The organism is Cytobacillus horneckiae, from assembly GCF_002835735.1.
GTDB classification, from domain to species: Bacteria; Bacillota; Bacilli; order Bacillales; family Cytobacillaceae; genus Cytobacillus; species Cytobacillus horneckiae.
In genome coordinates, this window is sequence record NZ_PISD01000054.1 from 1 (window position 1) to 13710 (window position 13710).

9 protein-coding genes and 1 pseudogene are annotated in these 13710 nt (G+C 36.2%); 7 read left to right on the plus strand and 3 right to left on the minus strand.

Annotation, left to right across the window (positions count from 1 at the left end; all coding sequences use genetic code 11):
- Positions 1 to 215 precede the first annotated feature (215 nt).
- From tagD to tagH, 5 genes and pseudogenes are all read left to right on the plus strand, one after another.
- A complete protein-coding gene (gene tagD / locus CWS20_RS21415; RefSeq protein WP_066189721.1) occupies positions 216 to 614 on the plus strand; it encodes a glycerol-3-phosphate cytidylyltransferase in 399 nt (132 codons plus the stop codon).
- On the plus strand, positions 607 to 1776 hold the full coding sequence (locus CWS20_RS21420) for a CDP-glycerol glycerophosphotransferase family protein (RefSeq protein ID WP_066189724.1): 1170 nt from the start codon (positions 607 to 609) through the stop codon (positions 1774 to 1776). The genes tagD and CWS20_RS21420 overlap by 8 nt, the downstream gene beginning before the upstream one ends.
- 57 nt (positions 1777 to 1833) lie before the next feature.
- A pseudogene (locus tag CWS20_RS21425) lies at positions 1834 to 2967 on the plus strand (CDP-glycerol glycerophosphotransferase family protein); the annotation flags it as partial.
- A gap of 263 nt (positions 2968 to 3230) precedes the next feature.
- Positions 3231 to 4037 carry an ABC transporter permease gene (locus CWS20_RS21430; RefSeq protein WP_066189731.1) on the plus strand — a complete coding sequence of 269 codons (807 nt, stop codon included), beginning with the start codon at positions 3231 to 3233 and terminating at the stop codon, positions 4035 to 4037.
- 13 nt (positions 4038 to 4050) lie between these two features.
- On the plus strand, positions 4051 to 4854 hold the full coding sequence (tagH, locus tag CWS20_RS21435; RefSeq protein WP_066192003.1) for a teichoic acids export ABC transporter ATP-binding subunit TagH: 804 nt from the start codon (positions 4051 to 4053) through the stop codon (positions 4852 to 4854).
- 43 nt (positions 4855 to 4897) lie between these two features.
- Here the strand turns inward: tagH and CWS20_RS21440 are convergent, their stop codons facing one another.
- A complete protein-coding gene (locus CWS20_RS21440) occupies positions 4898 to 7006 on the minus strand; it encodes a bifunctional glycosyltransferase/CDP-glycerol:glycerophosphate glycerophosphotransferase (protein WP_066189735.1) in 2109 nt (702 codons plus the stop codon).
- A 160-nt stretch (positions 7007 to 7166) separates the two neighbouring features.
- Here CWS20_RS21440 and CWS20_RS21445 point away from each other — a divergent pair, with 160 nt between their 5' ends.
- On the plus strand, positions 7167 to 8474 hold the full coding sequence (locus CWS20_RS21445; RefSeq protein ID WP_066189737.1) for an O-antigen ligase family protein: 1308 nt from the start codon (positions 7167 to 7169) through the stop codon (positions 8472 to 8474).
- A complete protein-coding gene (locus CWS20_RS21450; RefSeq protein WP_066189738.1) occupies positions 8474 to 10516 on the plus strand; it encodes an LTA synthase family protein in 2043 nt (680 codons plus the stop codon). Before CWS20_RS21445 ends, CWS20_RS21450 begins: the two co-directional genes overlap by 1 nt.
- Before the next feature lie 499 nt (positions 10517 to 11015).
- Here CWS20_RS21450 and CWS20_RS21460 read toward each other — a convergent pair whose 3' ends face one another.
- Together CWS20_RS21460 and murJ are read right to left on the minus strand one after the other, a co-directional pair.
- The gene (locus CWS20_RS21460; protein WP_158237028.1) at positions 11016 to 12152 is read right to left on the minus strand and encodes a glycosyltransferase; all 1137 of its coding nucleotides are present in this window, start codon (positions 12150 to 12152) and stop codon (positions 11016 to 11018) included.
- A gap of 4 nt (positions 12153 to 12156) precedes the next feature.
- Entirely contained in the window at positions 12157 to 13698 is a 1542-nt protein-coding gene (gene murJ / locus CWS20_RS21465; protein WP_066189748.1) for a murein biosynthesis integral membrane protein MurJ, read from the minus strand.
- Between the last annotated feature and the right edge of the window lie 12 nt (positions 13699 to 13710).

The following is a 13710-nucleotide window of genomic DNA, read 5'->3' on the forward strand; positions in this document are numbered from 1 at the left end:
TGGAAATCCAATAGAAACAATAGTATAATCATTATTGTTGATTGATAGTAATATTTTATTATCTAATAATTGTTATATTGAAAAGAATATGTAAATAGTATGTAAATTTAATAAGCTATAATAGAAAAATATTAAAATATAAACTTGTAGAATGAATGTTTTATTTTGATATTTTTGCACGGTTAGAATTAGAGATAATCAGGAGGAGATATAGAATGCGTAAAGTTATAACTTATGGAACATTTGATTTACTCCACTGGGGTCATATTAATATTTTAAAGAGAGCAAAAGAACTTGGAGATTATTTAATCGTTGCCATATCATCAGATGAATTCAATGAGCTGAAAAATAAAAAAGCTTACCACAGCTTCGAGAATAGAAAAATGATTCTTGAGTCAATTAGATATGTAGACGAAGTGATTGCAGAAGAAAATTGGGAACAGAAAATTGAAGATGTAAAAAAACATGATATCGATGTTTTTGTTATGGGAGATGATTGGGAAGGTAAGTTCGACTTCCTAAAAGAATACTGTGATGTTGTTTATCTGCCAAGAACTGTAGGCATATCAACAACTAAGATAAAAAAGGATCTTCTAAAAGTTAATAATGGCTAGAGAGTGTATTATTACGATTTACTTATTTGTTTTTAAGATCCTATTTAATTTTTTTAAGCTATTCCGACTGAAGGATAAGACTACCTTTATTGTATCTTTTGGTGATAATAGTTCGTATGTATACAATGAGTTAAGAAAGAAAGATTATCCTGGAGATATTGTCTTTTTGAAAAATAAAAATGTTACATTGAATGGATCTTATGATAAAAACGTAAAAATATATCAATTTGAAACGTATCATGTACTTGATACGTTTTTCTCAATTTACCACCTCGCTACATCCAAGTATATATTTATTGATAATTATTATGGTTTCCTTGCAGGAGTGAAGTTTAAAAAGAGTGTTACGTGCACACAGCTTTGGCATGCAGCAGGAGCAATTAAAAAGTTCGGTTTAATGGACCCAACAAATGAAACAAGGTCAAAAAGGGCGAATGCCCGTTTTCTAAAGGTTTATAATCGCTTTGACCACATTGTTGTTGGTTCTGAGAAGTTAGCAGAAATTTATTATAAAGCATTTGCGGCAACAGATAAAAAAATACTAAGGACTGGAATTCCGCGTACCGATCTATTTTATAATGAAGTCCAATCACAGAAAAAAAGACAAAAAATGTTTGATATGCTTCCGAATATAAGGCATAAAAAAGTTATCTTATATGCACCGACTTACAGGGAATCTGACCTGCATTGTTTTGAACTGCACTTAAATGTTAAAGATATGGTCAATCAATTAGGGCACGAGTATATAATCCTTCTTAAGCTTCATCCTGCTGTTAATGGCCAATACCAATTGAACGAAGAATTATCGGGTAGAGTTATTGATTGCAGTGGGCAATTTAAAATAAACGACTTACTGTTCATAACCGATTTTTTAATTACTGATTATTCATCCATTCCATTTGAATTTTCTATACTGGAGAAACCGATGATATTCTATCCATATGATATGGAATCGTATAAAAGCGAACGAGGATTTTGGGAGGATTATTCGGAATTTGTGCCTGGCCCAGTCGTTTACAAAACAAAGGAAATCATAGATGTGATCCTCAATCATAAGTTTGATTATGAGAAAATTAGAGAATTCAAGGGTAAGTGGAATGAATACTCACATGGGCATGCTAGTGAGAGCCTCGTGAAGGAATTATTCTTTAAACAGGATTAGGAGTATGTGATGAGCTTATTAAGAACATTGAAAAAACTTCCTATAATACACCTTATGTATAAATGGTTATTTATATTGGTGGGCAAGTTGCCAGTTAATAATCGTTTAATAATATTTGAGAGCTTTTTAGGAAAACAATATAGCTGTAATCCGCGCGCGATTTATGAATATATGGAAGCAAATCATCCAGAATATGAAATGCTTTGGAGCATTGATCCGCGCTATGTAGATGCTTTTAAAGAAAATAATATTCCTTATATTAAACGATTTTCAGTTGGATGGCTATTCAAGCTTGCCCGTGCCGGATATTGGGTATCAAATAGCCGGATGCCAGTATGGATTCCCAAACCAAAGCATACTGTGTATTTGCAAACTTGGCATGGCACTCCATTAAAAAAGCTTGCTTTTGATCTTAATGAAATTTTAATGGCAGGAACAGATACGGAAAAGTATAAAAAGGAATTTTTTATTGAATCGAGAAATTGGGATTATTTAATATCACCTAATCGCTATTCAACAGAAATATTTAAATCTGCGTTTAAGTTTGAAAAGGAAATGATTGAATCTGGATACCCTCGGAATGACATCCTTCATAATCCGAGAGCCAGGGAATTAACAGTTGACCTTAAGAAAAAATATAAGCTACCATCTGATAAGAAGGTTATTCTTTATGCTCCAACATGGAGGGATAATCAATATCATGAGGTGGGTAAATATAGTTTTGATTTGCAATTAAACTTAAAAAAAATGCGGGAAGTTTTGGACAATGAATACGTCATTGTCTTAAGAATGCACTATCTTATCGCAGAGAATTTTGACTTAAGTGATTTTGCAGGTTTTGCCTATGATTTTTCACTGCATGGCGATATAAGAGAACTCTTTCTTATGTCGGATTTATTAATCACTGACTATTCTTCTGTTTTTTTTGACTATGCTAACTTGAGAAGACCAATCATATTCTTTGTCTATGACATAGAGTCATATCGAGATGAACTAAGAGGCTTTTATTTTGATCTTCAAGAAGAGGCTCCTGGTCCACTTGTTCAAACAACTGAAGAAGTCATTGAAGAAATAAAGAAATATGAACAGCAAAGTATACTTCCGTCATCTTATGAAGCTTTCTATCAAAATTATTGCTATTTAGAAGATGGGGAAGCGACAAAAAGAGTGGTAGAAAAAGTGTTCAATTAGAGGTGTAAACGCTTATTGAAAGGTTTATTACCTAGAATTTATCATTACGGGTACACTTCTGATTTGCTAATTTCCTGGGGCTCGCCAGTAGGCGAGTTTTCTTTGGATGCAAAAAAAATCACAATTAAGGAAAATAGAAGGGAAAAGTCTATAGTTGTATCACTTATCAGTATTACGTATAATAATCATTGTGGTTTAAAGTAATAACTGCTTTCAGGAATTTTTGAATCCAGCTTTAATTTCGGGGAAGGAATTAAGAAACTATGAGCTCTATGTATAAAGTCATAAAAGAACAAATAGAAAGCTTTTATTTGATCAGACGGCTTTCATTATATGAATTGAAAAGTGCAAATAACAATAACTATTTAGGTATGCTGTGGGAAATTCTAAATCCAGGGATACAAATTACTATTTTTTGGTTTGTGTTTGGATTTGGAATAAGAGGAGGAAGAGATGTAGATGGAGTCCCCTTTTTCCAATGGATGCTCGCGGGTATTATTGTATGGTTTTTTGTGAATCCCTCAATTTCTCAAGGGTCAAAGTCGATTTATTCAAGAATTAAAATGATATCCAAAATGAGCTTTCCAATGAGTGTAATACCAACCTATGTGATATTTTCGAAATTATATCCGCACTTGGTGCTAACAATAATATCAATAATTATTTTGCACTTTACCGGCTTTCCAATTAGCATTTATTTAATACAAATACCATACTTTTTATTTGGTACAGTGGCTTTATTATTGGCTATATCTTTAATTACTTCGACTTTATCGACGATCGTAAGAGATATGCAGCAAATAGTACAAGCGATATTAAGAGTTATGATATATCTTTTACCTGTCCTCTGGGTCACTTTTAGCTTACCTGAGTGGGTACAATCAGTAATGAAAATAAATCCGATCTTTTACCTTGTAGAAGGGTATCGACACGCATTACTTGGTCAGGGCTGGTATATCACAGCTGATATTCCCTATACATTCTATTTCTGGGGAGTCGTATTGGTTCTATTCTGGATAGGTTCAGCACTGCATGTGAAATTTAGAAAGCATTTTATTGATTTCTTATAACGGAAGTGATAATGTGTCAAAATCTGTCATTGTAAAAAATGTTACAAAAAAATATAAACTATATAAAAAAACATCTGAAAAGCTGTTGGATATTATCCTGCCTAAAAGCTATGGAGAAGATTTTTACGCGCTTCGAGATATTAGTTTTGAGGCAGAAGAAGGCGATATCATAGGATTTGTCGGAGTCAATGGTTCTGGAAAATCAACACTGTCCAATGTGATTGCAGGTGTTATTCCACAAACAGAGGGAACTATTGATATCAAAGGACAAGCTTCCTTGATTGCTGTTTCAGCCGGACTAAATAATCAACTTACTGGTAGGGAAAATATTGAGTTGAAGTGTTTAATGCTAGGCTTTAGCAAAAAGGAAATTAAAGAACTTGAATCGGATATTATTGAATTTGCTGAGTTGGATAAATTTATCGACCAACCGGTAAAATCATATTCTAGTGGGATGAAGTCGAGGTTAGGTTTTTCCATCTCTGTTCATACAGATCCGGATGTATTAATTATTGATGAAGCACTTTCAGTTGGAGATAAAGCATTTGCAGATAAATGTCTAGATAAGATGAACGAATTCAAGTCTAGAGGGAAAACAATGTTCTTTATCAGCCATTCTATCGGACAAATGAAACAGTTTTGTGAGAAAGCTGTCTGGCTAGAGTTCGGTCAAATCAGGATGATTGGTAGCATCAATGAGGTTATTCCAGAATATGAAAAGTTCCTAAATGAATATAAATTAATGTCTGCACAAGAGAAGAAGGATTTTAGAGATAAAGCACTTCAAAGACAAAGCGAACCAATGTTATCATTATGATACAGTGAGAAGGAGAATCCAATTGAGTGGATTCTCCTTCTTTTTAATCTTTAAATACAGTCTTTACAATTTTCTCAGTGGCATGACCCTTTTCCCAGCTACAAAACTTCTCATAAAATTGAGCATATTTTTCCTTATACTCCTCTTCAGTTTGCTTAATATTGATAATGGATGAAATAATTTCCTCTGTAGTCTTTAATAGGGGACCAGGCACCTCTTCCTCCATATCGATATAGAAGCCCCTTAATGTATCACGGTATTTCTCCATATCATAGGTATAAAACAGTATCGGTCTTTGTAAATTTGCAAAATCAAAGAAAACAGAAGAATAGTCAGTGATTAAAATGTCAGATATAAGATAAAGGTCAGCGATATCATCATACTTAGACAGGTTAAAAGCAAAATCGTCAACGCCTGATGTTTCTATATGGTCAGCAATGAAATAGTGCATTCTTAGAAGAATCACATACTCTTCACCTAATTTTCTTTTCATTTCTTCGAGATCGAGTTTGAGTTTGAATTTATATTTTCCGGGCGCATAAAAATCATCGTCTCTCCAAGTGGGTGCATAGAGAATTACTTTTTTATCTAAAGGAATATTTAATTTTTGCTTTATTTTCATTGCCTGTTTATCCTTAACTTCAGAATGAAGAGAATCATTTCTAGGATAGCCGAATTCAAGCATTGTTTTATCAAATTTAAAAGCTCTTTTGAAGATTTCACTTGAATATTGATTTGCAGAAATTAAATAATCCCACCTTCTTGATTGTTTGTAAAAGTGTTCTTTATAATTAGGATTTGCGGAAAACACTTCATTCATATCGAACACAAGTTTCTTTAATGGAGTCCCGTGCCATGTTTGTAAATAAATGTTACCTTCTCTTTTGTTCAAGTGAAGGGGCATTCTGGAATTACTTACCCAGTATTTTGCTGTAGCTAAATAATAATAATAGGAAAGACTAAAACGTTTAATTTGTTTAGCTTTACCAGGTATCGTTCTTTTTTCATTAAAAATCCAAATAAAACGATAATCTGGATTATTTTTAATCATGTATTCATAGAGGTTTTTCGGACTGTCAGAGTAATTCTTGCCAAGAAAGCTTTCAAATACAATCGTTTTTTCTTTCAATGGCAACCTGGTAAATAATTTTTTGTAAAGAAATGTTTTAAATTTAGTTCGTCCAGAAAGTGCTCTTTTTAAATCCTTCAACATCAATTCAGATTTAACTTGATAGATATACTTCTTACGATTGGAATTTTTTATTGATCTCCATTGCGCTCTGACGAAGGAATTCATTTGTTGCTTTGTTGAAGTTCCTAAGACATGAGCAGCTTTGACTAATAAAAGCCAAATTTCATTGTTTTCATATAATATATGATGATTTTTATTATAATGTAGAAGTAGGTAATAATCCAAGAACTGCTGAATAACTTCATTGCTTTTATTAAGCTCTTTAAGTTCAATATACGTTGTTAAGAAATCAACTGAGTTCTTTAACGGATTCAATTGTGATAAAGAGGGATTGGATATTGGATCATTTCGAACCCTTTTATAGTAGATAGCTCCTTCTACAAATGCGATATTGGGAGAATCTAGATGACTGATAATCCCTACAATAAAAGCAAGATCTGAATAACATTTAACAGTTTCTGAAAACTGAATTTTGTTCTTCTTAATAAAATCTAATTGTATTAAGCGGTTTAGTGCTGACTTATTGCTAAAGGCCTTTTTGATTGACAAGTGAGTTTGTATAGGATCTGCAACAGTTTTCATACTATCTTCTTTTGCAGTATATTGGGCAGTTGGACCAGAAATAATTAAATGACCTTCTGCTTCCTGGACAAGTAATTCAAGCGTTTGAGGTGGCAAGTAATCATCACTGTCAATTAAATATATATATTCGCCTGAGGCATTCTCTATTCCTTGATTACGTGCATGACCAACACCTTTGTTTTCTTGAATATGGACTAGATGAATTCGATCATCCTTTTGTGCTAGTTGTTCAATCAAATCAGTACAAATATTATTTGAACCATCATTAATGATGAGAAGTTCAAAATGGGAATAGGTTTGATCAATAACAGATTGAACAGATTCTAGGAGAAATTCAGGTGTATTGTAAACAGGCATTATAACTGTTATTTTCTTCATAACTAACTCCTTTTAATTATTCTTATCAATTTTAACATGTTTTTTATAGAAAGAAAGGGTAACGATATTTCGTCACAAATATACATATTTGATAGGAAAAGTTAATATTTTATCTAATAAAGATTAAATATTATTAAAGACATAATAATGAGGTAAAAACATGAATAAAAAAAGTACTGTTATCAATCAATTGAATAAGGCGTTCTTATTGTTTATTTTGCTTCAACCGATATTAGACTTATTCACTTCTTTGTCCATAAGGCTATTAAGTAATGATTTTACAATTGGCTTGGTAATCCGCATGCTGTTCTTAGCAGCAGCAGGCTTGTATTTAATCATCGTTCGCAATCATGGATATCAGAAGAAAAACCTGATTTATTTTGGGCTGGTGGCTTTGCTGTTTGTTTTGAATTTGGCGCTTAGTTCTGTGTATAAACCTATTTTCTTGCTTGCAGAGGAAGTTAAGTTCTTATTAAAGGTGATATATTTTAATATCGCATTATGCCTATATTATGTCGTGTTTACTGCTATGAAAGAGTCGTTTTGGAGGGAGAGGGCAATAAATTATATTGCCTATGCTGTGTTTTTGCTTGGTGGCTTGATGACTTTAGCAGGATTAACGGGTACAGGGTTTGCCAGTTATGAAGGCGGAAAGATGGGGCATGTCGGCTGGTTTTATGCAGGCAATGAAATTGGCGCGATTATGGCGATTGGCTTGCCGATTGCTCTGTATATGGCGTTGAATAAGTCCAGGTGGTATTGGCTTCTGCTGCTTTCTGTCATTTATGGCCTGCTTGCGCTCGGCACGAAGGTTGGTTATGGGGCAATTATGATTACTTTAATTATTGGTGCGGTCATGGCCCTTGTTCAAGGGAGGATAGGTCGTTATCGGATTCCAAGAATCAGGCTCATATTTATAGGGGTTCTCATGCTATTGCTAGTTGTCATTACGCCATTCACGCCGCTTGCTCATAATATGAACATGCACTTATCGTGGCTGGGGATCAATTATGAAGAAGAGGCTGCTAGTACGCAGGAAGTAACGGACGATCAAGTGCAGAATATTGTTTATAGCGGACGGGAAAAGTATTGGGAAGATTATCGCCTATATTTTTCCGAAGCATCGCTACCACAAAAGCTGTTTGGAATGGGGTATGCTGGGAATTATAAGGAAGAAGCGAAAATGATTGAAATGGATTTTCATGATATTTTTTATTCATTAGGCGTGATTGGGACGCTGCTGTACTTTTTGCCGTTACTATGTATGTTATTCCATTTGATTCATATGCTCTTTAAGCGATTTAGCTTTTTTCTGGAATTAGAAAATGCACTTGCAGCAACCGGAGTGATTCTCGGTTTCGGTATTTCCTATATTGCCGGCCACGTATTAACAGCACCGGGTGTAAGCTTGTTTCTTGCAGTTCTGCTTGCTTTTTTAACAGCTAAGGTGAAGAAAGAAGGGGTTTAATGGTCACGAGAGACTTCAAACAACCGCTTGTATGGGTGATAGGCTATGCAATTTTTGCTGTGATACTTATTGAGTCAATCCATAGAGGAAGTCTCTTAGCCATGATGGACTGGGTATTTGAAAGTCCTGCACAAGCCCTTTATTTACTTTGTCTTTTTATATTCGGATTCGGAACCCTGTTTGTTTTTAAACGAAGAGGGTTTTTTATCATCGCCAGCCTCTTCATTTTCCTTTTTTCTCTATTAGCCTTCTCCAGCTATACAAAGGAGCGTTTGCGCGGAGATCCGCTGCTGCCAATTGATTTGCTTATGGTTGGAGAAGCAAGAAATATGCTGCAGTTCTTTTCTGATTTATCTTGGTGGATTTGGCTGATCTGTGCAATGATCGTTGCACTCTTTGTAGGCTTATTTATCGCTGTGATTAAAAAAACAGGTAAAGAGGAGCGGTCAAAGTGGCATTTTATTTTGCCTGCACTATCACTGGCAGTTTTTTGCGCCCTGCTTTCTATCGGCACGAGCCATCCTGTCAGTGAGAAAGAGAATTATAATCGAAATGGGGTGCTCGCTGGTTTTTTCAGTAATATTAGTGTGTTGAAGGTGGAGCCGCCTGAGCATTATTCGGAAGACAGCTTTGATGCTTTGTTGGATGAGTGGCAGACATTTAGGCCAGAATCGGATAGAAAGCCGCATATCATTATGGTTATGAGCGAGGCTTTTTGGGATCCAGCTGTATTAGACAAAGTAAAGTTCAATCAAGATCCGCTGCCGAACTATCGAAAATTGAGCGAGAACTTTTCTTCTGGAACACTTCATGTGCCGGTCTACGGCGGTTCAACAGCCAATACAGAATTTGAAGTTCTTGTCGGAATGAGTCATTTGTTTTTGCCGCCAGGTGCCATTGCCTATAAAAGCTATGTGAAAAAGCCTTTGCCAGCACTGCCTTACTTATTAAAAAGCCATGGCTATGAAACAACGGCCTATCATACGTACCATAACTGGTTCTATGAACGAAATAAAGCGTATCGCTGGTTAGGCTTTGATCATTTTGTTAGTTTGGAATTTTTTCCAAATCCAGTACAGGATATGATGTATTACCGTGACAATGAAATCACCGATGAAATTTTGAAAAAAATAAATGGAAGTGAGCAGCCTCAATTCATCTATGCCATAACGATGCAAAATCACGGACCATATCGAAATGATGCAAAAAAGTTTTATGCAACGATGGATGCTGAAGGGAATTTAAAAGCTGATAGCAAACATATCCTTGAGTTTTATGCGGATAACTTAGTTGAAATTGATAAAGAGCTTCAGCGTCTTGTTATGAAGCTGCAGGAAATGGGAGAAGATGCAATCGTTGTCTTTTTCGGCGATCATTTGCCTTTATTAGGTGATGATTACGCTGTCTACAAAGAAGCCGGCTATTTTTCAGGAGATAAGACTTTTGATGAATATATGAAAATGTACTCCACGCCTTTGCTTGTTTGGGATGCAAAAGAAAGCGCTCGTGAGAACTTGCAGATGAGCAGCTCCTTTTTAGGTGCATACTTACTTGAGAAAGCAGGCTTGAGCGGCTATTATTTAACAGACTTTATGAATGAGTTAAGAAACAGTGGAAAGGCGCTGCTGTTGCGTGATGATTATAAAGAAAATAGCGATCTAACAGAAGATGAGCGGAAAACATTGGAGCTGCTGCAATATGATCTTTTGTCGGGAAATCGCCAAGGAATGAAACTGGCAGGAGTTCGATTGCCTCAAAATAATAATTATAGATTAGGCTTAGCTGACCCTAGAATTGATACAGTGGAACGCTCGGAATACAAAGGTCGTGAAGCATTGCTGTTAAAAGGAGGCTACTTTACAGTCGGTTCTCAAATTTATCTCAATGGCGAAGCTGTGGAATATAGTTTTATAAATGAAAGGGAAATGCTTGCGTTTGTGTCTGATCCAGCTGAAGTAAAAACGGTCCAAATAAAGATTTTTGATAGCGAGAACCGGAAGCTTGCAGAGAGTAAAGTAGCCGTTGTGGAAGGGAAATTATGATGCAGCTTGAATAGTTGGGGAGTCAGCTATCTATTGAGAAAGCGAATTGGGATTTTTCACACGAAAAGGTGCGATTATCCTTTTTTATAGAGAAATAAAGTGATGGCCCTTTTTTGATTCTTCATGAGGATGAAAGTGTTGTATCTCTGTGAACAGACTTTTTTGAGACCTTCACGGAGATATATTGGTTTTATCTCTGTGAACAGTCACATTTTCTGATCCTTCACGAAGAAAAAAGCGTTTTATCTCTGTGAAGTCACATTTTTGGTCCCTTCACGAAGATAAAACGGGTTTATCACTGTACAAGTCTCATTTTCTGGCCCAGCACGAAAATCAGTTTCTTTAAAACAGAAGTGAACAAAAATTCTTTTAAAGTAAGAGAAATATGAAAAACAGCCGCTTTGGAAATATAATTGCGAAAATCGAATCAAAAGAGCACTGATTCCTTTGGTTTCCTGATGAATCTGCACCATTCATGGAATCCTCCGAATCAGTGCCGCTAGTCTAGTTTCTCTTCAACTATTTTCCACCGGGCATCCCATGAATTTTCTCGGCCCACTACCTGACGAGCAGCAACCTTTTCAACAGAGCTGGCGGCATCTTTTTGTTCAATCAAACGTTTGATTGACGCCACTAGTTCATCAGCGTGTTCTACAATATCAATCACATCACTGTGATGGACGACCTCAGGCAAAGGTGTAGAGATAACAGGCTTCCCGGCAGAAAGGTATTCGTACATTTTTATTGGGTTGACGCTTTTTGTTAATTTGTTCATCCGAAAAGGAATCAGGCATGCATCGAAGGACTGGATATAGTTAGGGAGGTTTTTATAAGGCTTGCTCCCTAAGAAATGAACATTGTGCAGACCTTTGAATTGATTAATATTGGTGTCTACAGGGCCAATCATTACGAATGAACATTTTTCGAGATTGCGGGCAGCTCCGGCAATGAGGTCCAAATCAATCCAGTCGCTGATTCCACCGACAAAGCCAATAATCGGATGGGGGATACCTGCGATATCGTGCGGTGTTAACAGGGTTTCGGTTTGGACTTTGGCAAAATGGTCATATTCTGCTCCGTTTTGAACGAGATGAAAATTGGCAGACCAGTCTTTACGGTCTTCCAGTAGCTGGCGGGCTGTGGCAAAGCATACATGTGCTTTTTCCATCAGCTCTTTTTCCATTTCCTCAATGAGCTCCGGTTTAATTAACCCAGTGAATGATGCATGGTCGTCTACACAATCATAATAAATACGCTCAAACGGGATATGTTTGAACATGTCAACTGAATTTGGAAGAAATGAATAAAGCTCAGCTCTTTCTTTGCCGATGATTTTCATTGCATTTTTTACAGCACTGGCAATCCATCTTTGATTGATTCGGTTAATCATCCTGTTTTTACTGCCAAACGGCAAAACAGGTGGTGGACTGAGGACATATAATTTTTCATCTGTTTTCTGCACACCGCTTCTCCAGCGGCGCCAATTTTCCAACAAGCGTTTATTTTTTAACGGCCCTAGTAAGCTAACAGGTGGTTCTATATAGATGACAGTTCTACCGGACTTTGCAGCACGTTTCATGAAATGGTGGGGACGGTGCTGAACACCCTCCCAATCACCTGCTGAGGTGGTAATCATGACTTTATCCATGTTTATTCCTCCTTGACTTTGATTTGAAATAGGCAGCCATCCACTGCATTTCTTTTAGCCTGAACAGTAATGAGCCTATCGCAGTAAAAATAAAAGCACATAGGGCCGATACGAAAAAGGACAGGATCGGATGAAGTGTCTCATATAAAGGATGAATAAAATACAGAAGCGCAAACACCAATGCGAAAAGCAACATCAATTTTAGCGTACTGAACAAGAAGCTCTTCATTTCCGCAGGATCGACCTCCGTTTTTCTCGGCAAATACATACACAAGAATAAGGTTTGCAGCATCATCGCAATGGAGGTTGCGAGGGCAATGCCGCCAACACCGAAATACCTTGAAAGTATGAGACTTAGAATGATATTTGCTACAATGGAAGCAACGCTCGCAATCATTGTTATTTTAGGTTGGTGAATGGCTATAAAGCTGCGATTGAGAAATTCTTTAAGAGCAATGAAAATCATTCCGAAACTATAAAAAAAGAATGCAGTGGTCGTAAGAAGTGAAGCTTCATCATCGAATGCCCCTCGTTTATAGGCAATATTGACAAGTGTTTCACTTTCAATGAGCATAACTGCCATAATGGGAATGCCGATTAAACTAATCACATTTATTCCTTGAAAAATAAGATGCACAAATTGCTTGCTCTTTTCTGCTGCTGCATCGACAATAGATGGGAACAATACTGTAATAAATGATAAAAGAACAATACCTAGCGGCAAAAACATCAGCTTATTTGCATAGTTTAACGCAGACACACTGCCTGTCTGAAGACTTGAAGCAATCATCCGGTCAACGACAGCATTAAGCTGGTAAGCAATCGACGCAATGATCATCGGAGATAGCGCTAAAAAGGTATCTCTGAATAATTTTTTGTGCGCTTTAAAATTAAAATTGAGTTTTAAAACGTTGTATTTACGGATAAATGGATATTGGACAAGAAACTGGCTGACTGCCCCAAGCAAGGTTGCAGCAGCAATGCCGTAAATACCATATACATTTGTTAAAAGAACGATGGCAAGTATGATCAAAATATTTTGCGGAATTGCTCCGAGTGCAGGTGGAGCAAACACCTTTTCATATTCCAGTATGCCTGTTGTTACAGCAGATAAAACATAAAAGCAGAAGCTCGGGAGCATAATGATAGTTAACATATTTGTTAATTCCAGCTGCTGATCTGAAAATCCCGGCGCCATTATTTTCGTAATATAAGGTGTCAAAACTAAGCAAATCAATGTGACAATGAAAGAAAGTACTAGAAATAAAGTTGTAAGAACACTCATTATTTCACTTGCTTCAGTTTTACTCTTCTTTTTTGCTTCCGCATAAAGCGGCACCATACCAGTAGTAATAGCCATTCCTACGGCTGTAAAAAGCAGGACTGGAATAATAGAAGCAACAAAATAAGCGTCTGATGTCGGTGATGTCCCAAAATAGGATGCCATCAGGAGCTCGCGGCCAAACCCTAATAATTTACTAAAAATGGCAATCAATGTAATCATGCCTGCAGCTTGCACAATAGTTTTTTTCATTGGACGCTCCAC